This is a genomic window from Bacillus sp. MSP13, assembly GCF_000815295.1.
In the GTDB taxonomy this organism is placed as follows: domain Bacteria; phylum Bacillota; class Bacilli; order Bacillales; family Bacillaceae; genus Bacillus; species Bacillus vallismortis.
Genome location: NZ_JXAQ01000002.1, coordinates 89,465 through 112,682 on the forward strand (window position 1 = coordinate 89,465; position 23,218 = coordinate 112,682).

Here is a 23,218-nt window from a genome sequence, read left to right on the forward strand (position 1 = left end):
GTATACAGGAACAAAAATGGAAAGAACATAGAAAAATTGTCGAAATGTCAGATTTTAAGGAAAAATTAAACGCCTTCCCGCTATAGATCTCTTGATCTTTCTGTTTTTCAGCTCATCCAATATGGTAGAATAAGTGACAATGGCAGCTTGAAAAACACTAGGGAAATCTCGCAAAGGGAGTGCTTTTATGAAGGTTTTAGTCAATGGCCAGCTGGTTGGGCGCAACGAAGCTTCGATCGATTTGGAAGATCGCGGTTATCAGTTTGGCGATGGGATCTATGAGGTTATCAGGGTGTACAAAGGAGTTTTGTTCGGCTTGCGTGAGCATGCTGAGCGTTTTTTCAGAAGTGCGGCTGAAATTGGAATATCATTGCCGTTTAGTAGAGAAGACCTCGAGTGGGACCTGCAAAAGCTTGTACAGGAGAATGCGGTCAGTGAGGGAGCGGTATACATTCAGACGACAAGAGGTGTGGCGCCGCGAAAGCATCAGTATGAAGCTGGACTTGAGCCGCAGACGACTGCTTACACATTTTCTGTGAAAAACCCCCAGCAAGAACAGGCATACGGAGTGGCAGCCATTACTGATGAGGATCTTCGCTGGCTGAGATGTGACATTAAAAGTCTGAATTTACTGTATAATGTGATGACGAAGCAAAAGGCGTATGAAGCGGGAGCATTTGAGGCCATTTTAATTAGAGACGGTGTTGTTACGGAAGGTACATCCTCTAACGTTTACGCCGTTATCAACGGGACGGTGCGAACGCATCCGGCTAACAGGCTCATTCTTAATGGCATTACACGGATGAATATTTTAGGGCTGATTGAAAAGAACGGCATCAAGTTTGATGAGAAGCCTGTCAGTGAGGAAGAACTGAAACAGGCGGAAGAGATCTTTATTTCATCAACGACGGCAGAGATCATTCCGGTTGTGACGCTCGATGGAGAATCGGTCGGAAGCGGCATACCCGGACCGGTGACAAAACAGCTTCAGGCTGCTTTTCAAGAAAGCATTCAGCAGGCAGAGATCATTCCGGAATGAAGCATAAAAAAGAGCCCGCTTTTTGCAAGCGGGGCTCTTTTTATTTTTTAATAAATCCAACCAGAATTGAGAGCATCGGAGATATATAAAGGAAGAATGCAAACGGGATATAGTCTATGACGGGAACGCCAAGCGCGCTTGCCATAAAGGCTCCGCATACGCCCCAAGGGATCAATGGATTCATTAATGTCCCGCCGTCCTCTAAGGATCTGGAAAGAAATTTTCGCTGGATGTTTTGTTTGTCGTATAAGGTTTTAAATGATTGTCCCGGTATTAGTATCGATAAATATTGTTCACCGGTTGCCAAATTGATGCCGATGCTTGAACAGACAGTTGCCGCAATCAGCTGGCCTTTTGAGCGGATGCCTTTCATGACACCCTCCAACAGCGCGGAAATCAATCCGATTTTCTCCATCAATCCGCCGAGTGCAAAAGCGATGATAATGAGCGAAACTGAGCCCATCATGGATTGCAGTCCGCCTCTGTTGATGATTTTAGCGGCAGCCTCATTGTCAGTTTCGAACGCCGTGCCATGTTGCAAAGCTGTCATAAACCCTTGTATGCTGCTGTCAGGGACAAATATAGCCGTTAACATTCCCGAGGAAATAATTCCGGCAGTCAGAACGGGAATGACGGGGACACGCTTAACCGCCAGCAAAACGACTAAGAGCGGTGAAAGAAGCGCCCATGGCGTCACATTCGCAGCATCCTTGATTCCGGTTATGACATGTTGAATATCATCGGTAGATGCAGTGTCCGCGGAAACGGATAGACCGAGAAAGTAAAACAGCACGACGGTGATAAGCAAAGCTGGAATAGTAGTGCCCATCATATGGCGAATGTGTTCAAAAATCGGTATTTCGCCTATACCGGCGGCAAAATTGGTTGTATCCGACATCGGCGACATTTTATCACCAAAGCATGCGCCGCATATGACCGCGCCTGCCACCCATTCAAGCGGAACACCGGCCGCGCTCGCCACGCCGATCAGTGCGACTCCAATCGTGCTCACAGTTGTCAGGCTTGAGCCGACAAGCGTGCTGATGATCATGCAGGAAAACAAAGCAGTCAAAAGAAGATGGCTGGGTTCAATAAAGGACAGGACATAAACTGTCACGGACGGTATGGCACCGCTGTACATCCAAGCGCCGATTAAGATGCCGATCAGCGCCAGAACGATAATCGGCTGTACGCCGTTCTTGATCCCATCGGCCATTCCTTTTTCTATGGTCTTCCAAGGGAACCCGAACCATAAACCGGCTGCTGAAAGCGTGATAACACATAAAAACAGCGGGATATGCGGTTCTATATGAAGCAAAAACAAGCAAGAAATAATAATGCCTAACATCAATATAAATAAACCGACGGCTAACGGAAACGTCAGCTTTTTTTGAGAATCCAAAATAACACCCCATATGATCTTTAATGCTTTTGTGCTTTTGGGCACGAAAGTATTATAACAGAAAAAACCGAAAATCTATGTTTTTTCACAATTTTGAATTTAAAAAAGTGAGCACAGGGCGTGCTCACTTTACAATCAGGACGGGTATATCTGATTTCGATGAAAGTTTTTCACTTACACTTCCAAATAATAACTTTTTCAGCTTGTTTTGGTCTCTGCTTCCGGTTACGATCAAATCTGCGGAAACGCGGTTTGCATGCTCAATAATGGACTCTGCCGCATCGCCTTCTACTATATCAATATCTCCATCGGCCTGCTGGTCATTGAGCATCATTCTGGCTTCGGCGATGACTTCTTCCGTCCGGTCTTCGTAGATGACTGGCTGAGTTGGTGCGACATCTGATATAAGAGGATCAGGAACATTCGTCATGCCACCGCCAATATAGCTTGCTCCCGCTTCGGGCCTTGGCGGGTCGATGATGGTCTGAGTGTCCTTCACATCATGTGAATGGGCGATGGTAATGGCGGCATTTACGGTTTTAGCAAAATCAATGGCTGTCTGAAGCGCTCTCTTACTGTTTTCACTTCCGTCAAACGCAACAATAATACGTTCAGCATGAAACATCATTCTCACCCTTTCAAAAACGTCTTACAAGACAATACCCGGATCCAAGTACAATTAACCTTTTTCTTATGAAGAAATGATTGACAAAAAAAGGTTTTGTTTATATGATGAAAAAAAGACGAAAAATGGAAGGAGGGTTTGCTATGCCAAGGAATTTGCGTGTTTACAAGACAGCTTTATATTGGCGCGGCAAACCCCATGTTCTGTTTGATTGAACGGTTTTTTAAGTCTAGCCGCGCGCTGAAAAGCGCTGTGCATATCATATTGGTTAAAAAAGGCATGGAGCTGACGCTTCATGCCTTTTTTATATACAAAATCAAGGAAGGACAGGTGTATGGGATGTGAAGAAAAATACAGAGACAAGACCAACTTGTACCAAACTGAACGAAAAAGGAAGCAAGGAAAAAATAGAAGGCGGCTGATGAGATAAAGGAGATGAGGATTGATGTTCTCAGTATTGAAAAAGCTTGGCTGGTTTTTTAAAGCATACTGGCTGCGCTATACGATTGCGATTGTGCTTTTATTAGGAGTCAATGTCATTGAAATGTTTCCGCCGAAGCTCTTGGGAAACGCCATAGATGATATGAAATCTGGGGCGTTTACTGCGGACGGGCTGCTGTTTTATATCGGTATCTTTATTGTGCTGACGGCGGTCGTGTATATCATGTCTTATTTTTGGATGCACCAGCTGTTTGGCGGAGCGAATGTGATGGAGAGAATTCTTCGTACGAAGCTGATGGGGCATCTGCTGGCCATGTCTCCGCCGTTTTATGAAAAGAACCGGACAGGCGATTTGATGGCGCGGGGGACGAATGACCTTCAGGCTGTCAGTTTAACGACGGGGTTTGGCATCTTGACATTAGTCGATTCTACGATGTTTATGATGACGATCTTTTTGACGATGGGATTTCTGATCAGCTGGAAGCTGACCTTTGCCGCCATTCTCCCGCTTCCCATTATGGCGATTGCCATCAGTCTATACGGAAGTAAAATTCATGAGCGGTTTACGGAGGCCCAAAATGCGTTCGGGGCGCTGAATGATAAGGTGCTTGAATCCGTTTCAGGCGTGCGGGTGATTCGCGCGTATGTACAGGAAACAAACGATGTCCGCCGGTTTCATGAAATGACCGCAGATGTTTACCAGAAAAATATGAAAGTGGCATTTATAGATTCGCTGTTTGAGCCGACAGTGAAGCTGCTTGTCGGCGCCAGCTATCTGATCGGGCTCGGTTATGGAGCGTTTCTTGTGTTTCGGAATGAACTGACGCTTGGCGAGCTTGTTTCCTTTAACGTTTATCTCGGCATGATGATTTGGCCGATGTTTGCAATCGGTGAACTCATTAATGTGATGCAACGCGGCAATGCGTCATTAGACAGGGTAAATGAAACTCTTTCTTATGAGCCGGACGTGACAGATCCAAAGCAGCCCGCTGAACTGAAAGAGCCTGGAGATATTGTTTTCAGCCATGTCAGCTTTACATATCCAAGCTCAACAAACAGCAATATTCAAGATGTTTCATTTGCGGTGCAAAAAGGGCAGACTGTCGGGATTGCCGGGAAAACCGGGAGCGGAAAAACGACGATTATTAAGCAGCTTTTGCGCCAGTATCCCGCTGGTGAAGGAAGCATTACATTTTCAGGTGTACCGATTCAGCAGATTCCCCTTGACCGGCTCCGCGGGTGGATCGGATATGTGCCGCAGGATCATTTGCTGTTCTCGCGGACGGTAAAAGAAAATATTCTATACGGAAAACAGGATGCGAGTGATGAAGAGGTTCGGCAAGCCATTGCCGAAGCACATTTTGAAAAGGATGTACACATGCTTCCGTCCGGCTTGGAGACAATGGTCGGCGAAAAAAGCGTGGCGCTGTCCGGCGGGCAGAAACAAAGAATTTCGATTGCGAGAGCCCTTATGGCGAATCCGGAGATTTTGATCCTGGATGATTCGCTTTCTGCTGTGGATGCCAAAACAGAGGCGGCGATTATCAGCAATATCAGAGAAAACCGCAAAGGAAAAACGACATTTATTTTGACGCACCGTTTATCCGCGGTAGAGCATGCTGACTTGATCCTTGTGATGGACGGCGGCGTGATTGCTGAGAGAGGCACCCATCAAGAGCTGATGGCCAATAATGGGTGGTACCGGGAACAATATGAAAGACAGCAGCTGTTCACTGCGGAAGAAGGGGGAGCAGGGGCATGAAAACAGGAAAAACGTTATGGAGATACGCACTCCTTTATCGGAAATTGCTGATCATAGCCGTCGTTTTGCTAGCTGTCGCCGTCGGAGCAGAACTGACTGGGCCGTTTATCGGCAAAAAAATGATTGACGATCATATCCTCGGTATTGAGAAAACTTGGTATGAAGCTGCGGAAAAAGATAAAAACGCCGTTCAGTTCCACGGCACCTCTTATGTGAGAGAGGACCGTATGCAGGAACCTGTTTCTCAAGAAAAAGAAGCGCATATTTATCAAGTGGGGATGGCGTTCTATTTTGTTGATCAGGCTGTCAGCTTTGACGGGAACAGAACGGTTTCTGACGGAAAGCTGACAATCACAAACGGAGACAAGAGCCGGACATATGCTGCCGAAAAGCTGACAAAAGAGGAAGTTTTCCAGTTCTATCAGCCGGAAATAAAGGGAATGATGTTTCTGATCTATCTTTATGGAGGCTTGCTCGTCTTTTCTTTATTTTTTCAATACGGACAGCATTATTTGCTGCAGATGAGCGCCAATCGGATTATTCAGAGGATGAGGCAGGACGTGTTTTCGCATATACAGAAAATGCCGATACGCTATTTTGATAACCTTCCCGCAGGCAAAGTGGTTGCGCGGATTACGAATGATACGGAAGCCGTCAGGGATTTATATGTCACAGTGCTGTCAACATTTGTGACAAGCGGAATCTATATGGTCGGCATATTCGCAGCTTTGTTTCTGCTTGATGTGAAGCTCGCGTTAGTGTGCCTGGCCATTGTGCCGATCATCTGTCTGTGGTCAGTTATCTACCGAAAATACGCGTCTTATTACAATCGAAAAATCCGCTCGATCAACAGTGACATTAACGCAAAGATGAATGAGTCCATTCAAGGCATGACCATTATTCAGGCTTTCCGCCACCAGAAGGAAACGATGAGAGAATTTGAGAAATTAAATGAATCTCATTTTTATTTTCAAAATAGGATGCTGAATTTAAACTCCTTAATGTCCCATAACCTTGTCAATGTGATCCGAAACCTTGCGTTTGTCAGTCTGATCTGGCACTTTGGCGGTGCGAGCCTGAATGCGGCCGGAATTGTTTCTGTCGGCGTGCTGTACGCGTTTGTTGATTATTTAAACCGGTTATTTCAGCCGATCACAGGCATCGTCAACCAGTTTTCAAAGCTGGAGCTGGCACGGGTTTCCGCCGGGCGTGTTTTCGAACTGCTTGAAGAAAAGAATACGGAAGAAGCGGGTGAACCGGCGAAGGAGCGCGCGCTGGGGCGGGTTGAATTTCGTAATGTGTCATTTGCATATCATGACGGTGAAGAGGTATTAAAACATATTTCCTTTACTGCGCAAAAAGGCGAAACTGTAGCGCTTGTTGGCCATACAGGATCAGGAAAAAGCTCGATTTTGAATCTTTTGTTTCGTTTTTATGATGCGCAAAAAGGAGATGTTCTGATTGATGGAAAAAGCATTTACAACATGTCAAGACAGGAACTGAGATCCCACATGGGCATTGTCCTTCAGGACCCTTACCTATTCTCGGGCACGATCGGTTCTAACGTAAGCCTTGATGATGAAAAAATAACCGATGAAAAGATCAAAAAAGCGCTGCGGCAAGTCGGGGCCGAGAACCTTTTGGAAAAGCTGTCCCAAGGCATCAATGAACCGGTGATTGAAAAAGGGAGCACGCTATCTTCTGGAGAGCGGCAATTAATATCTTTCGCAAGAGCTCTGGCCTTTGATCCTGCTATTTTGATCTTAGATGAAGCAACGGCGCATATTGATACAGAGACAGAGGCCGTGATCCAGAAGGCGCTCGATGTCGTGAAACAAGGACGCACCACCTTCGTCATCGCCCATCGGCTTTCAACAATCAGAAACGCAGATCAGATTTTGGTCCTTGATAAAGGAGAAATTGTTGAGAGAGGGAACCATGAGGAATTAATGGCGGTCAAAGGACAATATTATCAAATGTATGAGCTGCAAAAAGGCAAGAAAGATTCCATCGCATAATGCTCACAACCCCAAAACAATCGTGTTTTGGGGTTGTTATGTAGTTAATAGGCCAGTCCGGCACGATATCCGGCATACTCGCCTGTAATGAGCTCATGATATAAAAAATCAGCTGTATCGCCGACCGTAATGCTTGTGCCGCCCTCCGGCAAAACGTTACGCTCCACACGGTACTCGCCGGTTGCTGCTCCGTCCGGGAGGTAAGTGGGGCAGATGATTGTCCAGTCTAAAGATGATTCGTTTAGCATTTCGTATACTTTTGCATGCTCCTTGGCTGCTCGGGTTAGCCTTCGTTTTGATTCACTTGTTTCAAACCGGTACTTTCCCGGTTCATATCGGGAATGAAGAATGCCTGCGGTACCGATCGTAATCACCCGTTTGATATGCTGTTCTTTCATAATGGCGATTATATTTGCCATCGCTACAGACAAGGTATCATCACCATCTGTGCCGAGACAGCTGATCACGATTTCAGCATCCTTCACAACTTTTTCCACATCTTCCCGGCGGCGCGCATTTCCCATGACGAGCCGGTCTTCTGGAAGGGGAAGCCCAGAATGCTGAGCTCTGAGTAGAGCGTACATATCAAATTGTCCATCTGCGGCCGCTTGTTTCAAAAAAGCTTGTCCGACGCGCCCGCTGGCTCCTAATAAAGCGATTCTCATCAAAAAACCTCCTTGCCCCTCATTATAAAAGGATGCTTTCAGTTTGAACAGCGCGGGAAAGAATACCTGTACATATAGGCAGACCGATGGGAAACATATTCATGAAGCATGGATATACTGACGAACTGAACCAGCTCCCAATTCACAAAGGCGATGAATGCCACCCTCATTCCCTCCCTTTTTTTCTAGGATATGTGAAGCGGGAAAAAAGGGTGACAAATAGAAAGAGAGCGCGGAAACCGCGCCCTCTATAGCCAGATATTGAGTTGTTATTGTACGTTGCCGCCCATATGCTGCTGAGCAAAAGAGACTAAACGTTTAGTGATTTCTCCACCGACAGAACCGTTAGCGCGGGAAGTTGTATCCGCTCCAAGGTTAACGCCGAACTCAGAAGCGATTTCAAGTTTCATTTGATCGATAGCCTGAGCTGCGCCAGGAACTACTAATTGGTTTGAAGAGTTTTGGTTAGCCATGTGTAAAATCTCCTTTTTGTTTAGTATGGTTGGGTTAACTGGAGTTGCACCAGTCTGTGGACCCGTCTCGGGTGTCACTGCCGCCTCGGCGTAACCCAATGCTTTGCCGGCTTGTTACTAGTATTATGTTAAAATGGCCGGGTACGCATGCGGAAAATTGAGTGGTAAATGTTGAGAAGGCATAAAAAAAGCTTAGCCGTCCAGGCTAAGCTAGTCATAGATATGAAAAAGCATCAGTTCATGTATTTCGTTTGTAAGAGCAGGCTCATCAGCGCGGGCGGGAAACAAATCTCCCCATTCAATTTCACCGCTTTTATGATAGATGCCTTCATAATGAGTTCCTTTATAATAAAACGAAATTCTCCATCCGGGCAGCTTTTCTTTTTGGAACAACGGTTTCCAGCTGAAATGAGAAATCATGGCGGCCACGCTCCTTACTATTGATATCAAATGACCTGGTGACGAACGAATTATTTTTATTGTACCACTGTTTCAGAACATCATTGTAGGCCTAATTGTGAGGCAGTTTGTCCCAGCGCTGGATAAAGATAAGCCCGCTTATCAAAAAGCGGGCAGATTACGAAGGCCATAGCCCTTCAGGGGAGATAATCGCCTTCTCGGAGAGATATGACGCGTATTCAAAGCTTCTTCGTTTTGTCAGAGAATCAACATGATGCAAATTCGGATGAGAAAAAATACTGCGACCCGGACGTGAATTCGCTTCAAACATCCATACTTTACCGTTCTGATCTATGCCAAAATCGAAACCGATCTCACCGATAAACCCTTCGATATGGTCGTGAAGAACATGGCTTGCTGTCAGTGCTGCAGCAGAAAGCTTATTAATGACCTCAATTCTTTCAGCGGGATCATCGTATACTTCTGCAAGTGTTTTGACGATTCCGCCATTAGAAAGATGTGTTGTAATGCTGTTTTCTCCGGAAATTTTCACGGCGATTGCTGTCACGGTCCATTTTCCTTTTCTGTTTTTATTGGTATGGACACGGAAATCCGCTGGTTTGCCTTGAAACTCAATCAAATCGACACCTTGCTGAATGAGAAAATCAGACAGATTGTGATGTTTTTGAAATTCTTGCAGAAATGAAGCGGCATCGGAATATTCAACTGAAGAAAACGTTTTAGCATCATTCGTATGTTTCACCGTCAGGCCATCGTCTGTTTTTGTCAGCTGATAAATGCCGGTTCCGAGTGCTCCGTTGGCCGGTTTTATATAAACTTTTTTGTATGCGTCACAAAGCTCATCGATCCGCTCCTCAGACGGTGCCAGCGCGGATTTCGGCAGAAAAGGGGCTGTTCTCGGATCTTTTTCGAGCAATTGATGAACGCTCCATTTATTAAAAAACGTTTTATTAAACCATGGAATCTGGTATTCATCGATCAGCCTTTTTTTTGTATGTTGCAAGAGAAGCGAATCTTCAATTTTTCGGTTTGGCAAACGGTCATAAACGACGTTCGGCAGCGGAACGACTTTTTTCTCCCAGCCGTTTTCCCTGTAAAGGAGCCCCTCAATCGTACCTTCCGCCCAATTGATTTGGTGAGCGCCAAACACGAAGCAGTAGCCTCCTGCTTGCTCGTGTAATGTGACAAGCTTAGAAAAAAAGAGGGAGCGATCCTTAAATGGGCGTTCAAGTGATACGGTAAACCCCGCCGTAAAGATGCCGATTAACGGCCCGATATGTACCGTATGATCATGAATCAGAATGTCAGCTCTGCTTCGATGGGGAAGAAAAAGCTCGTGAAACAGATTTTCAGAGAGAAGGACGGTTTGTTCTAAATGCCGTCTGTAAGAAACGTGGCATCTGACAACCTTCGTTCCAAACGCGGCATGCAAGAGACCGTCTCTTTTCAGCGAAAAGGGCAAAAATAAGGTGTTTTCACTGGTTTTGTCTATGCCGATCAAAAACCGTTTATGATTCACGCGGAAGAACTCCTTTCCGGCTTTGCTCAGAAAACAGATATTGGCAGCGCTTTAGGGGACAAGTGTACATTTGTTCTTTTTGCTCGGGAGAGACTCGTAAAATTGACTTTCTGCCCGGTTTGGAATTAATATCCAATATCCAGATTCTCCCGTCCTTCGCAAGGCATATATCGAGGCCTAGTTCAAACAGAGGCCCATAGCGCTCATCAAGATAATACGGAACCGACTGGGTAATCGAGAATACGTCATCAAGTAAGACCACTTGCTGTTTTTTCGGTATATCTTCAAACCAAGAATCGAATGTCAGCACATCAGACCCGCCTGACAAATTGGCTAGCAGTCCGTGTTTATATCCGCGTCTCACGGCCTTTCCAACTGTATTCCATTCATCTGCTTCGTTTTTTTCCATGAACAGGCGGATATCACATGGGTATTGCTCTTTATCTTGAATATTTAAATAAGGCTGAAGCAAATAGTGATGCTGTAGCACTTTTTTGCACCATGTTTTAAAAGAAGCATGGTTGGAAAAGGTTTTTGTCTGCTTATCCTTTCCGATGTGATACGTGGCGGTTATGTGTTTCTTGCCGAGCTCCAATAGAATAACGCCTCTGCCTCCTGCGCCGAACGCCGGTTTTAAGATGCAGGCTTTTTCCTTGGATAAAAAGGAATGGATTTGCTCATAGCGGCTTACCTTCATCGTCTCCGGAATATAAGGATTGATTACAGCGTGCTGCTGCAAATCATGAAGGACAGTCCATTTATCAGGAAGCCCTCGGCCGATGAATTCTGTTTTCGGATATTTTTTGAGCCATTCAACGATCGGCTTTGCTTTTTGGGATTGTGAATCCTTGCCATAAAAACAGCGGTCATAAATATATTCTGGAATGGCTAATTCAGTTTCGTTCCAAGTGCTGCTGGTCGAATGATAGACCGAGGCTTTGACACGCAACGTGTCAGGTGAAATATCGAACGGTGTAAATCGGATGAAGCGGATGCCGAATTCGGGTGCTCTTTTGGCCAATTCTGCGGAATAATCCGCTTCATGCTGGCGGGATAAGGACATAAAACCGAGTGTTATCATGATGAGACTCCCCCTTTTATTCAAAAGCTGCCGGCGGGTGTCAGCAGCTTTACGGTAAAATCATTCAGGACGAACGCGGCTGACGGTATTCTACTTTACAGATTACGATTCTTCACCTTGCCCTATTCCAGATAGACAAGCTGATTTTCTGACAACAGGAATTTGTCTCCTCGTTTGCTAAGTGATTGCATCAGCCTCTATAATACGAATAGGTACATGATGAACGATATGAAAAAAGATGAAGCACAGATGGAGGAAGATGAATAGGAATGGGTATTGCAGGAACCTTTATTTTTATGATCGTGATCGGCGCTGCCATTGGTGCGGTGACGAATCATTTAGCAATTCAAATGCTATTTAGGCCATATAAAGCGCACTATTTGTTTGGGAAACGAGTCCCTTTTACTCCTGGACTGATTCCGAGAAGACGGGATGAGCTTGCAAAACAAATGGGACTGATGGTCGTCAATCATCTCTTAACCCCTGAAGGCATTAAAAAGCGGCTCGTCTCTGATACAGCCAAAAAGCAGGCTCTTCAAGTCGGTGAACAGCTGATTCAAAAGCTGTCACTTTCTGAAATGACAGTAAAAGAAGCGCTTGAAAGAGCTGGGATCAAGCGTCCCGATGAAGCGGCAGACGCATGGATCAGCAGCTGGACGGATGATAAGCTGAATGAGCTTTTCCGCCAATACGAACACCGATCGTTAAAAGAGCTGGTGCCTTTGGAGGTGCAGGAAAAGCTTGAGGAGAAGATTCCGATGATTTCAGAATATATATTGTCACGCGGCATCAATTATTTTGAAAGTGATGAAGGGAAAATCCGTCTCGGCCATATGATTGATGACTTTTTAAAAGAGCGCGGCATGCTTGGAAGCATGGTGCAAATGTTTTTGGGCAATACCAGCCTCGCGGATCGCGTGTTGCCGGAGCTGCTGAAGTTTTTGCGGAATGACGAGACAAAAAGGCTGCTTTCTGACCTTTTGAAAAACGAATGGGGCAAGCTGAAGGAGTATACGTTTTATGAAGCAGACGAAAAATGGAATGCCAAGACGCTCATTTTCAGCCTGAAACGAAGAGTGCTGCAAACATTTTCGACTGCCCCTTTCTTCGATAAGACGATCGGAACGCTTACTCTCCGGTATGAATCTGAATTGACCCAGCAAATGCTGCCGGCACTGTTAGACAAATTGCTTGAAGGCGTTTCAGCCAATCTTGAAAGCGTCTTAAAACGGATGCGCCTTGAGGAAATCGTCAAGGAGCAGGTGGATCAATTCCCGGTGCAGCGTCTTGAAGAAATGGTGCTGTCTATTTCAAAAAAAGAATTTAAAATGATTACCTATTTAGGAGGCCTTCTCGGCGGAATCATAGGTGCGGTTCAAGCGTTGTTTGTCACTCTTTTTTAAGAAGAAATGGCCCTTGATTAATGAAAGGAGCTCCATAGTCTGTTATAGTGGAGTGGTATGTCAAATGGCAATGATGAAAGGAGCTATTTACAATGGCTGGTAATTTTTATGATGTAGCATATGACCTGGAAAAATCATTACGCGGGAGCGAAGAGTTCACCCGTTTAAAAAATCTTTATGATGAAGTAAACGCAGATGAATCTGCAAAGCGCATGTTCGAAAACTTCCGTGATGTGCAGCTTAGACTCCAGCAAAAACAAATGGCAGGAGAAGAAATTACAGAAGAAGAAGTGACGCAGGCTCAAAAAACAGTTGCGCTTGTACAGCAGCACGAAAAAATTTCTCAGCTGATGGAAGCGGAGCAGCGCATGAGCATGCTGATCGGCGAATTGAACAAAATCATTATGAAGCCTTTGGAAGAGCTTTACGGCAGTGTCGAAGGCTAATCAGCAAAATCCCTTCTTGGAAAAGAAGGGATTTCAGCGTGTCGACAAACCCTCGCATTCGTTGTCAGTCCTGCGCGTTGGTGCTCACGAATGACTACATTCGCTGTGCTCCAATGCTCGTCCTTCCTAGACTTCAAGGGTTTTCAATCACGCTGAAAAGATGACAAAATCCTAAAACAAAAACCGTTTTAGGATTTTGTCAACAATCTGAAATCCCTTCTTGGAAAAGAAGGGATTTTTTATGCAGTCAGCAAACTTGGAAATCCAATGAATCTTTTGCCTCTCCATTGATGATTACTGATAATGTATGAATTCCTTTGTAATGTTTTCTGGTGGTTAGATCCTTAAAGGATTGAACTTTTGTGTATGACTTCGTTTCGTTTTTTCTGATCGTTGTTTCTGTTATTTTAAATACTTTTTGATGACGCTGGCCTTTTGCTTTTACAAAATCAATTGCGTATTCAATTCTTACTTTTTGATCCCTGTCTGAATGAATAGAGAGTGAAAATTCAAGGCTTTCGCCAATGGCTATACGGCTGGGTTGACATGTGAAATCATGTAACTGTATCGAATCAGCATGTTCATAACCAAAAAGCGCTAAGGCCTGTTGATCACCCTTTTTTAATAAGGTTCGACAGGCGTGTTTGATAATCCAATCGGTATAAGGGTGTGTTCCGTACCATTGGTCTGCGACTTTTCTCAGCAAGTGAGGGTGCGTTTTTGATATATCGTTAAGGTTGTTGGCCACGCTTTTCCTCACATACAAGGACTCGTCCTGCATCAGCTTTTCAAGAATTGGCAGAACGGGGGAAGGGTCCAATTTCAAAGCGGGAATCGATTTTCCCCATGGCAGGCGGGGTCTGCTTCCTTCGCTCGCTAATCTTCTCACGTGTTCATTTTCATGCTCAGACCATTTTAGCAATTGCGCCATCATTTTTTCTTGATCTAAAAGCAAAAAAGGTCTTACAGCAAATTCTGAGGTGGAATATTGTGTAAAGTATTCCAATGCCTTTATGGATTCGTCCCAATGCGCTAACCCGTACTGTTCCACATAATCAGGGAATAGAATGCCGCTGAGCCCTTTAAAATGAGGGGCTGCATCCCGTAAAATAGCGAGTGCTTCATTGTACGGTTTTGGCAGTGTTTCGTATAAGGAAGCTGTAATGCGGCGTATCCGCTCTTTTAAAGCGAGTTCAGGCCAGTCTTCCTTCAGCAACTGTTCCTCGAAGCGGCCTTGATCAAAATCAGGGCAAGATGCCTTTATATGGTGTATCAATTGAGATATCAGTTTTTCATTGTAAATTTCTTTTAAATCAGCCATCTGATCACCGCTTTTTCGTTTAATTGTTTATATCGTACGAGAATATAAGTTCTGCATCAAGTGGCTAATCCTAAAAATTAACAACAAATCCTACCTTAGTATACATCACTTGGTTACTTTTTTTAGTTAAAAAAACCCTTGTCATCAGCAAGAAAAACTGAGATAATAGCATTGAAAGCGCCTACACTTACCTGATTTCAATTGGATACGGTCGCATATCATGCCGTTATATAGAGGGGATAAGCAACAGAGAGTAAGTGTTCGGAGCGCGTCATTGGTCAAACAAGGGGTTCCTGATACATGATTTTTCGTAAATCGAAATAACGATATTAGGGAGAATGGCAGCTTCGATCGTATCCTATCATCATGCCATACATAAAGTCTGCTGAGCCAGGCTTTTTTTGCTTGGCGGAAAAGGTTGTTCTAAACACAGAGACAGGGTCATATCCTATACACAAGTACAGTCATCAAGGAGGGGGACATCTCTGTGTCAAAACAATTGCTTGCCTTAAACATAGATGGAGCGCTGCTTAGGTCGAACGGGAAGATTCATCAGGCAACGAAAGACGCGATAGAATATGTAAAGAAAAAAGGGATTTACGTCACACTCGTGACCAACCGCCATTTTCGTTCAGCACAGAAAATAGCGAAATCGCTTAAGCTGGATGCCAAGCTGATCACCCATAGCGGAGCATACATCGCTGAGAAAATAGACGCCCCGTTTTTCGAGAAAAGAATTTCTGATGATCATACCTTTAATATTGTTCAAGTGCTGGAGAGCTATCAATGCAATATTCGGCTTCTTCACGAGAAGTATTCCATTGGAAACAAGAAAAAGGTGAATTCTAATTTATTGGGGAAAGCACTGATTCATCCCTCTGATCCGATCTTTTATCCCGTCCAGTTTGTTGAATCATTAAGCGATCTTCTCATGGATGAGCCGGTGAGTGCGCCCGTCATCGAGGTGTATACGGAGCACGATATTCAGCATGATATGACAGAAACGATTACGAAAGCTTTTTCGGCGGTTGACGTGATCCGTGTAAGCGACGAGAAGGTGAATATCGTCCCGAAAGGTGTCTCGAAGGAAGCGGGGTTGGCCCTTGTCGCTTCTGAACTTGGGCTGACCATGGATGATGTCGTGGTCATTGGGCATCAGTATGACGATCTTCCGATGATTGAACTTGCCGGTCTTGGGGTAGCGATGGGAAACGCCGCTCCGGAGATCAAGAGAAAGGCCGATTGGGTCACAAGATCCAATGATGAGCAGGGTGTCGCTTACATGATGAAGGAATACTTCCGAATGCAGCAGCGAAAAGGATTTCTTGATAAGTTCCACATGAAACGTGTGTAAAAAAAGCCGCTCGCGCTCTGACAGGTGCGGCGGCTTTTTTGCCGGATTGATTTTAGCGGTTTATTTCTGTACACTAAAGAAAGTTTTGAATTTGATAAATTAGGTGATGAAGTTGCAAATTAAAATAGAAGGCATACATGATGACCGCCTGCATCGGCCTCTGCAAAATATTGCAAATTTGTTTTATGAAGAGTGCGAGCTTGTGTACGGCGGAGAGGAGCACGCAGATGTTGTCATTTCTTTAGACTGCTTACAAACAGAAGAGCGTGTGACGGTTTTGGGAGAGGTGAAGGAAACTGGCATCACGGAACAGCATACAAAAATTTTCTCTCCCGACATGATTGAAAAAGAAGCCTTTAAGCAAGTGAAAAACACGATTTCGTATGTGTATCTCAACCTTCTTCAAGCGCACACAGGCATCACGCAAAAGTGGGGAATCCTTACAGGAATCCGGCCGACAAAGCTGCTTCATAAAAAGCTGCAAAGCGGAATGCCGAAGGAGCAAGCGCATGCAGAATTGAGAAAAGACTATTTAATTCACGATGAGAAAATTGAATTAATGCAGGACATTGTTGACCGGCAGCTGGCGGCAGTGCCTGATTTGTATCAAGTGAAAGATGAAGTCAGTATTTATATTGGCATTCCGTTTTGTCCGACAAAATGCGCGTATTGCACATTCCCTGCGTATGCCATCCAAGGGCAGGCGGGCAGAGTCGGCTCATTCTTATGGGGGCTGCATTACGAAATGCAGAAAATCGGCGAATGGCTGAAGAAGCATGATGTGAAGGTAACAACCATTTATTTTGGCGGCGGGACGCCGACAAGCATTACTGCGGAGGAAATGGATCTGCTGTATGAAGAAATGGTCCGCTCCTTCCCGGATGTGAAACACATTCGCGAGATTACGGTGGAAGCTGGCCGCCCTGACACGATTACAGAAGAAAAACTCGCCGTTTTAAACAAATATGACATTGACCGAATCAGCATCAATCCGCAATCCTATGAAAACGAAACGCTAAAGGCGATCGGACGGCATCATACGGTGGAAGAGACCATTGAGAAATATCATCTGTCCCGCCGGCACGGCATGAATAATATCAACATGGACTTGATTATCGGATTGCCTGGAGAAGGCGTGAAGGAGTTCAGACACAGCCTTGCAGAATCGGAAAAGCTGATGCCGGAATCTCTTACCGTTCATACGCTTTCCTTTAAACGGGCGTCAGAAATGACGAGAAACAAGCATAAGTACAAGGTCGCCGGCAGGGAAGAGGTTTCTCAAATGATGGATGACGCGGTAGCCTGGACGAAAGCACATGGATACATGCCTTATTATTTATACCGCCAGAAAAACATCCTTGGAAACCTTGAAAACGTCGGATACTCTTTGCCGGGACAAGAAAGCATCTACAACATCATGATTATGGAAGAGGTGCAGACGATTATCGGAATCGGCTGCGGTGCGGCAAGTAAATTTATTGACCGCGGTACAGGGAAGATCACGCACTTTGCCAATCCGAAAGATCCGAAATCGTACAATGAGCGATTTGAGCACTACACGGACGAAAAAATCAACTATTTAGAGCAGATTTTTGTGAAAACGACAAAGCAGCACTGATCACAGTGCTGCTTTTTTTATCCCTGTTTTCTTGCAGGCTGAACATCGGGCTTCCATTTAAATACTTTGTTCAGCAGGCGGTAGATTCGTTTTGATTCCTTTGTTAAAAGCGGTCCTAAAATCGCAAGAATGAGGACATATAAGGCGGCAAACGGCTTTAATGTGGCTGACAGGCCGCCGGCTATTCCGAGGTTTGCAACGATAATCGAAAACTCTCCCCGTGATACGATCGTCAGTCCGATATTGGACGAAGCCTTATGAGAAAGCCCTGCGCGTCGTCCTGCCGCCATTCCGGCAATAAAGTTTCCGAGAATGGTCAGAATCACTGCACCCAATGCAAGCCAAACCGCGTCACCAAGTGAAAACGGGTCAATGCTGAGGCCGAAGCTGAAAAAGAACATCGCGCCGAAGAAGTCACGAAACGGAACGACAAGATGCTCAATTCGATCAGAATGCTCTGTTTCCGAAAAAACCAATCCGAGCAGCAGCGCGCCAATCGCTTCCGCTACATGAATCGTCTCTGAAAACCCGGCGATAAAAAAGAGCGCGGCGAAAATGACGATAATAAACACTTCGTTTGAGCGAATGTCCAACAGTTTATTCAACAGCGGCGGGAGCTTTCTTGCTGCGATAAAAAACAGCATCATATAACCGAAGGCGATCAAAATGGACAAGAGCGCACTCCCGACTGAAGTCGCATCACCTAACACAAGGCCGGAAACAACGGACAAATATACGGCAAGGAAGATATCTTCAAACATAATGATGCCGAGGATCAGCTCGGTTTCCGGATTGGCCGTTCTTTTTAAATCGACGAGCACTTTTGCGACAATCGCACTTGATGAGATCGTAATGACGCCTGCGAGGACGAGGACTTCCAGAAAAGAGAACCCGGTGATAAACCCGTAAAGCAGTCCGAGGCTGAAATTGATCAAGATATAAATCGTTCCGCCGACCGCGATTGATTTTCCCGACTTAACCAACTTTCCGACGGAGAATTCGAGTCCGAGATAGAACAGCAGGAACAGCACGCCCATTCGCCCGAAAAACGCGATGATTTCACTGCTTTCTATAAATGTAAGGTCAATAATCCCCGCTTTGGGCGCATGCGGTCCAAGCAGCATGCCCAGCACAATCAGAAACGGAATAATCGAAAATTTAATTTTATTGGCGATCACACTGGCAATCGCCACAAGCACAAGCGCTGTCCCGACTTCAAATACAAGATGGTCCATCGGCCGTTCACACGCCCTCTCCAGAAAGAAAATCGTGAATCAGCTTCTTCAGATGCTTTCTTTCACCTGAGAGGACAAGGGTGTCATTTTCTTCTATGACCGAATCGGCTCCGGGGTGCAAAAGCTTTTCTTGGCTGTGCTTGATGATGGCGATGACAGTGACATCGCAATTTTGGCGGATATCAAGCTCCCCGAGTGTGCGCCCGATCGATTTGGCGCCTTTTTCGACCTTAAACCATTCAATAATGAGATCGCTGAAAGCCATTTCAATGGACTCCAGTGTTTGCGGTTTATAGACCATGCCACCTAGAATAGCGGCAACTTGCCTTGCTTCAGAATCATCCAATGAGATATTGGAAAGAAGCTCATCCGGGTCGCGGTCATGAAAGCGATAAATTTCTCTTCTTCCGTCATCGTGAATGATAATGGTCATCTTTTCGTGGCTTCTCGTTTCGATTTCAAATTTTTTGCCGATGCCCGGCAGATCGTTTTCTTTAATATTCAATGAAAATCCCTCCGAATGTAGTGTTGGCCAAGTGGGTCTGTTACAAACAAAACTTGATCATTTATAGTCGGAGGTAATTAGAGTGGTATTTGACAGGGACGGCGCAAACCTTTTCCAGCCTGTTTATCAGCGGTTCGTCAAGAGGCTTCACAGACAGCTGCCGGATAGAATGCGCCAGCGAACTGTACTCTTTGTTCAGCTCTGCGATGGACAGGCTGCCCGGCGAAGGTGTTTTGGCCGACTGTGTTTCCTGAGGATATGAGGACATAGGCACATAGCTGTCGGTGGTTTCTTCAAGCTGGGAAGGCAGAACCACGTCCGAAGGGGGAAAGTACACCACAAATAAACTTAACAGGAAACTGACTATCAATTTATCCATGCTTCCTCTCCTCCTTTTCTTATCCTCATATCCTTTCTTTCACTATATAAAACTTTATGTTTCCACTCAAATAATATGCGTTTTTCAGTATCTATTGATCTTGAAAAATAAAAAGGTTTATTTGAGGATGGCGGGGAATGTATAGGAGAAAGAAAAAAGCAAACGCATACATGGAGGTGTTTCATATGGAGTTTATTCAGTATGAAGTGAATGGAGCCGTTGCGGAGATTATCCTGAATCGCCCTGATGCCCACCATGCCTTGAATGAACAGATGCTGTCTGAACTGAAAGAGGCAGTTGAAAAGGCGGGTGCAAGCGAGGCGCTCATCGTCCTTCTGAGAGGAAGCGGGAAAGGTTTTTCGGCCGGAGGAGATATCCGGATGATGACATCAGAGCATGACCCTGATCAATTTAAGCGGCTGATGGATACGATTGAAGCTGTCACGCTGTCGTTATATCAGATGAAGAAAGTGACAATTGCAGCTATTCACGGCGCTGCTGCGGGACTGGGCTTGAGTTTGGCGCTCTGCGCTGATATTGTGCTCGCGGAAAAAAACGCCGTTCTCGCGATGAATTTTATCGGCATTGGGCTTGTTCCAGACGGCGGAGGGCATTATTTGCTGAAGAAAAGAATAGGGGAAGCGAAGGCGAAAAAGCTGATTTGGAGCGGGAAAAAATGTTCCGCCGCGGAAGCCGCCGATATGGGGCTCCTTGACGGAACATTTGCCGGAGACCCAGCGGAAGGTGCAAGACCATTTATCGAAACCCTGTTGGCCTCTCCTTTATTGGCGATGATCGAAACGAAAGCGATTTTTCAAAGCCTCCAGCTTGAAGAACTGAAAATGGTGCTTGCCCTTGAACGCAGCGCTCAAGAGAAAATGAGAAGAACCAAGGATCATCAGGAAGGAATCCGTGCCTTTTTGGAAAAACGAGAGCCGAGGTTTCAAGCGTAACAGATCAGCCGGAAAGCTGATCATCTTTGAAACAAAATCAGCTTTCCGGCTGCATTGACCACACGATGGGTATGACTGTAAAGGTCTTTTTCTTTTAGCAGGGCTTCACCACGCCATTTAGCCGCTTCTTCATTTTCCGCCTCGAACTGCTCGTTCATCAGTATGTCCCCAGAAGGATCAAAAGCTGTAAGGAAATAATCAGCCATCGGGTCTCCCCTCCATTTTAAGGTTTATCAATCTATCTACATTTATATTCTAATAAGGAAATGAAAATCCTTTATTAAATTTGATCCAAAACTAGTATATAATGGGTCAAGGAAGGAGGAGATACGGTGCTTAAGATTGATCACGTAACAAAGACATTTGGAGCTGATAAAGCTGTTGACGGACTGAACTTAGACATCCCGGAACAGCAAATGTTCGGTCTTTTAGGCGCAAACGGAGCGGGAAAAACGACGACGTTTCGCATGATTCTTGGTTTATTAAGCATTACGGAGGGCTCAATCAGCTGGAAAGGCCGTCCTGTGAATTACAATATCAGCAACAAAATCGGTTATTTGCCGGAAGAACGGGGCCTTTATCCGAAAATGAAGGTAAAGGATCAGCTTGTCTACCTTTCCAGATTAAAAGGAATGGAGAAGCAGGAGGCTGTTAGAGAGCTCGGCACATGGCTTGAACGATTCAATATAACAGATTACGAGAACAAGAAGGTGGAAGAGCTTTCGAAGGGAAACCAGCAAAAAATCCAGTTTATTTCGGCTGTTTTGCATAAGCCGGAGCTATTGATTCTTGATGAACCGTTCAGCGGCCTGGACCCTGTCAATGTTGAGCTGTTAAAAGAGGCTGTGATTTCACTGAAAAACAGCGGCGTTTCTATTTTGTTTTCCAGCCACCGGATGGAGCATGTGGAGGAGCTTTGTGAAAATCTTTGCATCCTGCAGAAAGGAAAGCCGGTTGTGCAAGGCAAACTGAAGGAGATTAAGCGTTCCTTCGGAAAAAAGAATGTTACCATTCACTCCGATGACGATCTGCGTTTTTTGCAGTCTCATGAAGGCATTCTCCAATGGAAGGAAACGGCTGGCGGCGTCAAGCTGCAGATCGCTAATGAAGACATGTCTCAAGAGATCTTTGCTATGCTCCAAGGAAAAGGGTTTATCAGAAAGTTTGAGCTTGAAGAGCCGTCACTGCACGATATTTTTATAGAAAAGGTGGGCGCCGTCTATGAATAAATTTTGGCTCATGCTTTCTCATACATACAAAAATAAAATAATGTCAAAATCTTTTATTATCTCGACTGTCATCACGGTACTGCTTGTATTAGTTGTAACGAATCTGGAGTCGATCATTTCTTCGTTTCAAGGTAATGATGCGAAAGAAAAAATCGCCGTTGTTGATGAAACAAACGAATTATATCCAATTTTCTCAAAGCAGCTGAAAGCGGTGGATACAAACGGTGATCTTGATGTGAAGCAGTCGAAGCAATCGGCTGACGAGGTCACAAAGCAAGTCAAAGATGAAACGCTTGATGGCATGCTGATCATCAAACGAGATGAAAAAGGTGCTATTACAGGAACATATAAAGCGTTAACGATTTCTGATGATAGCACGTATCAAACGTTGCAGCAGGCGCTGACGCAAACCAAAACAGCTGTCGGAACAGCGGAGCTCGGCGTTTCGCAGGAAACGATCAGCAACCTTTATGCGCCTGTTGCTGTCGGGCAGGAGGTACTGAAAGAGGGGGCGAAGTCTGAGGAAGAGCTTGGCCAGACAGTAGGGCTTGTTTACATTATGCTGTTTGTCATTTATTTCTCAGTCATTATGTATGCCAGCATGATTGCGGTGGAGGTCGCAACCGAAAAATCCTCGCGCGTCATGGAAATATTGATCTCAAGCATGCCGCCGATTCAGCAGATGTTTGCAAAGCTGCTTGGCATCGGGCTTGTCGGAATTACGCAGCTTGCTGTCATTATTGCTGTCGGCTCTCTGTCCCTTAAGCTGAACAAAACGGGTGAAACAGCTTCATCTGTCGGCGGTTTTCTTAATCTGACCGACGTTTCCGCAACCACTGTTGTCTATGCTGTGATTTTCTTTTTGCTCGGATACTTTTTATACGCGACACTCGCCGCATTTCTTGGCAGTGTCGTCAGCAGAATAGAGGACGTGCAGCAAACGATCACGCCGATGACGCTTTTGGTTGTCGCCGGTTTTATGATCGCGATGTTTGGCTTGAGTACACCTGACGCAGGATTTATTACGGTAACCTCGTTTATTCCTTTCTTTACGCCAATGATTATGTTCTTACGCGTTGGCATGCTTGATATTCCGTTTTGGCAGGCAGCTACTGGAATTGGAATCACACTGCTTACCATCGTCATACTGGCCGTCATCGGCGCCAGAATTTACAAAGGCGGTGTGTTGGTTTACAGCAATTCAAGCGCATTCAAAGCAATCAAACAAGCGCTTCGTTTAGCGAAAAATTGATTAAAAAACAGCCTGGGAATCCTCAGGCTGTTTCTTTTTTGACAGAACGTGCATTCGTAAGAATTCGGTGCTAAAATA

The 23,218-nt window shown here is 45.1% G+C and carries 24 protein-coding genes; 11 read left to right on the plus strand and 13 right to left on the minus strand.

The genetic code is table 11. The features are described 5' to 3' along the window. Positions 1-187: 187 nt before the first annotated feature. On the plus strand, positions 188-1,039 hold the full coding sequence (dat, locus tag SC79_RS00565) for a D-amino-acid transaminase (protein WP_039073416.1): 852 nt from the start codon (positions 188-190) through the stop codon (positions 1,037-1,039). Between the two features lie 40 nt (positions 1,040-1,079). On the opposite strand, the gene nhaC is transcribed toward dat, so the two are convergent. Both nhaC and SC79_RS00575 read right to left on the minus strand, forming a co-directional pair. Continuing rightward, positions 1,080-2,441, minus strand: a complete 1,362-nt coding sequence (nhaC, locus tag SC79_RS00570) for a Na+/H+ antiporter NhaC (protein WP_039073417.1) — start codon at positions 2,439-2,441, stop codon at positions 1,080-1,082. A gap of 124 nt (positions 2,442-2,565) precedes the next feature. Then, positions 2,566-3,066 carry a universal stress protein gene (locus SC79_RS00575; RefSeq protein WP_039073418.1) on the minus strand — a complete coding sequence of 167 codons (501 nt, stop codon included), beginning with the start codon at positions 3,064-3,066 and terminating at the stop codon, positions 2,566-2,568. 198 nt (positions 3,067-3,264) lie between these two features. Here SC79_RS00575 and SC79_RS00580 point away from each other — a divergent pair, with 198 nt between their 5' ends. The 3 genes from SC79_RS00580 to SC79_RS00590 all read left to right on the plus strand — a co-directional run bounded on the left by SC79_RS00580 (position 3,265) and on the right by SC79_RS00590 (position 7,287). Further along, on the plus strand, positions 3,265-3,411 hold the full coding sequence (locus SC79_RS00580) for a hypothetical protein (RefSeq protein WP_442852857.1): 147 nt from the start codon (positions 3,265-3,267) through the stop codon (positions 3,409-3,411). A gap of 100 nt (positions 3,412-3,511) precedes the next feature. Then, the gene (gene bmrC / locus SC79_RS00585) at positions 3,512-5,269 is read left to right on the plus strand and encodes a multidrug ABC transporter ATP-binding protein BmrC (protein WP_039073420.1); all 1,758 of its coding nucleotides are present in this window, start codon (positions 3,512-3,514) and stop codon (positions 5,267-5,269) included. Continuing rightward, positions 5,266-7,287: an ABC transporter ATP-binding protein gene (locus SC79_RS00590; protein ID WP_039073421.1), complete on the plus strand. Its 2,022-nt coding sequence runs from the start codon at positions 5,266-5,268 to the stop codon at positions 7,285-7,287. The genes bmrC and SC79_RS00590 overlap by 4 nt, the downstream gene beginning before the upstream one ends. A 44-nt stretch (positions 7,288-7,331) precedes the next feature. Here SC79_RS00590 and SC79_RS00595 read toward each other — a convergent pair whose 3' ends face one another. The 6 genes from SC79_RS00595 to spaC form a co-directional block, all read right to left on the minus strand. Further along, positions 7,332-7,952 (minus strand): NAD(P)-dependent oxidoreductase, encoded by a 621-nt coding sequence (locus SC79_RS00595; RefSeq protein ID WP_039073422.1) that lies wholly within the window; start codon positions 7,950-7,952, stop codon positions 7,332-7,334. Positions 7,953-7,990: 38 nt separating this feature from the next. Beyond that, positions 7,991-8,116, minus strand: coding sequence for a hypothetical protein (locus SC79_RS20320; RefSeq protein WP_082022483.1), 126 nt, complete (start codon positions 8,114-8,116; stop codon positions 7,991-7,993). A 105-nt stretch (positions 8,117-8,221) separates the two neighbouring features. Then, on the minus strand, positions 8,222-8,425 hold the full coding sequence (sspB, locus tag SC79_RS00600) for a beta type acid-soluble spore protein SspB (protein WP_039073423.1): 204 nt from the start codon (positions 8,423-8,425) through the stop codon (positions 8,222-8,224). Positions 8,426-8,635: 210 nt separating this feature from the next. Next, positions 8,636-8,854, minus strand: a complete 219-nt coding sequence (locus SC79_RS00605; protein WP_082022484.1) for a YheE family protein — start codon at positions 8,852-8,854, stop codon at positions 8,636-8,638. 148 nt (positions 8,855-9,002) lie between these two features. Beyond that, positions 9,003-10,364: a YheC/YheD family endospore coat-associated protein gene (locus SC79_RS00610; protein ID WP_039073424.1), complete on the minus strand. Its 1,362-nt coding sequence runs from the start codon at positions 10,362-10,364 to the stop codon at positions 9,003-9,005. Continuing rightward, complete coding sequence (gene spaC / locus SC79_RS00615) at positions 10,354-11,445, minus strand: spore coat associated protein SpaC (protein WP_039073425.1); 1,092 nt, start codon at positions 11,443-11,445, stop codon at positions 10,354-10,356. Before spaC ends, SC79_RS00610 begins: the two co-directional genes overlap by 11 nt. Positions 11,446-11,714: 269 nt before the next feature. Here spaC and SC79_RS00620 point away from each other — a divergent pair, with 269 nt between their 5' ends. Then, positions 11,715-12,848 carry a DUF445 domain-containing protein gene (locus tag SC79_RS00620; RefSeq protein WP_039073426.1) on the plus strand — a complete coding sequence of 378 codons (1,134 nt, stop codon included), beginning with the start codon at positions 11,715-11,717 and terminating at the stop codon, positions 12,846-12,848. A gap of 92 nt (positions 12,849-12,940) precedes the next feature. Next, entirely contained in the window at positions 12,941-13,294 is a 354-nt protein-coding gene (locus SC79_RS00625) for a YlbF family regulator (RefSeq protein ID WP_039073427.1), read from the plus strand. A 247-nt stretch (positions 13,295-13,541) separates the two neighbouring features. Here SC79_RS00625 and SC79_RS00630 read toward each other — a convergent pair whose 3' ends face one another. Next, a complete protein-coding gene (locus tag SC79_RS00630) occupies positions 13,542-14,615 on the minus strand; it encodes a DNA alkylation repair protein (RefSeq protein WP_039073428.1) in 1,074 nt (357 codons plus the stop codon). 487 nt (positions 14,616-15,102) lie between these two features. Between SC79_RS00630 and SC79_RS00635 the strand changes: the two genes are divergently transcribed. Both SC79_RS00635 and SC79_RS00640 read left to right on the plus strand, forming a co-directional pair. After that, complete coding sequence (locus SC79_RS00635) at positions 15,103-15,969, plus strand: Cof-type HAD-IIB family hydrolase (RefSeq protein ID WP_039073429.1); 867 nt, start codon at positions 15,103-15,105, stop codon at positions 15,967-15,969. Between the two features lie 112 nt (positions 15,970-16,081). Beyond that, positions 16,082-17,587, plus strand: coding sequence for a coproporphyrinogen III oxidase (locus SC79_RS00640; protein WP_039073430.1), 1,506 nt, complete (start codon positions 16,082-16,084; stop codon positions 17,585-17,587). Positions 17,588-17,604: 17 nt separating this feature from the next. On the opposite strand, the gene khtU is transcribed toward SC79_RS00640, so the two are convergent. The 3 genes from khtU to SC79_RS00655 all read right to left on the minus strand — a co-directional run bounded on the left by khtU (position 17,605) and on the right by SC79_RS00655 (position 19,706). Further along, positions 17,605-18,822, minus strand: a complete 1,218-nt coding sequence (gene khtU / locus SC79_RS00645) for a K(+)/H(+) antiporter subunit KhtU (protein ID WP_039073431.1) — start codon at positions 18,820-18,822, stop codon at positions 17,605-17,607. Between the two features lie 7 nt (positions 18,823-18,829). Beyond that, on the minus strand, positions 18,830-19,327 hold the full coding sequence (gene khtT / locus SC79_RS00650) for a K(+)/H(+) antiporter subunit KhtT (protein WP_010329234.1): 498 nt from the start codon (positions 19,325-19,327) through the stop codon (positions 18,830-18,832). 61 nt (positions 19,328-19,388) lie between these two features. Further along, positions 19,389-19,706 (minus strand): hypothetical protein, encoded by a 318-nt coding sequence (locus SC79_RS00655; protein WP_039073432.1) that lies wholly within the window; start codon positions 19,704-19,706, stop codon positions 19,389-19,391. A gap of 185 nt (positions 19,707-19,891) precedes the next feature. On the opposite strand from SC79_RS00655, the gene SC79_RS00660 reads away from it, so the two are divergent. After that, a complete protein-coding gene (locus SC79_RS00660) occupies positions 19,892-20,659 on the plus strand; it encodes an enoyl-CoA hydratase (RefSeq protein ID WP_039073537.1) in 768 nt (255 codons plus the stop codon). A 20-nt stretch (positions 20,660-20,679) separates the two neighbouring features. Here SC79_RS00660 and SC79_RS00665 read toward each other — a convergent pair whose 3' ends face one another. Further along, positions 20,680-20,865, minus strand: a complete 186-nt coding sequence (locus SC79_RS00665; protein WP_039073433.1) for a YhzD family protein — start codon at positions 20,863-20,865, stop codon at positions 20,680-20,682. Positions 20,866-20,991: 126 nt separating this feature from the next. On the opposite strand from SC79_RS00665, the gene SC79_RS00670 reads away from it, so the two are divergent. After that, positions 20,992-21,888: an ABC transporter ATP-binding protein gene (locus SC79_RS00670; RefSeq protein ID WP_039073434.1), complete on the plus strand. Its 897-nt coding sequence runs from the start codon at positions 20,992-20,994 to the stop codon at positions 21,886-21,888. Further along, a complete protein-coding gene (locus SC79_RS00675; RefSeq protein WP_039073435.1) occupies positions 21,881-23,140 on the plus strand; it encodes an ABC transporter permease in 1,260 nt (419 codons plus the stop codon). The genes SC79_RS00670 and SC79_RS00675 overlap by 8 nt, the downstream gene beginning before the upstream one ends. The last annotated feature ends 78 nt before the right edge of the window (positions 23,141-23,218 follow it).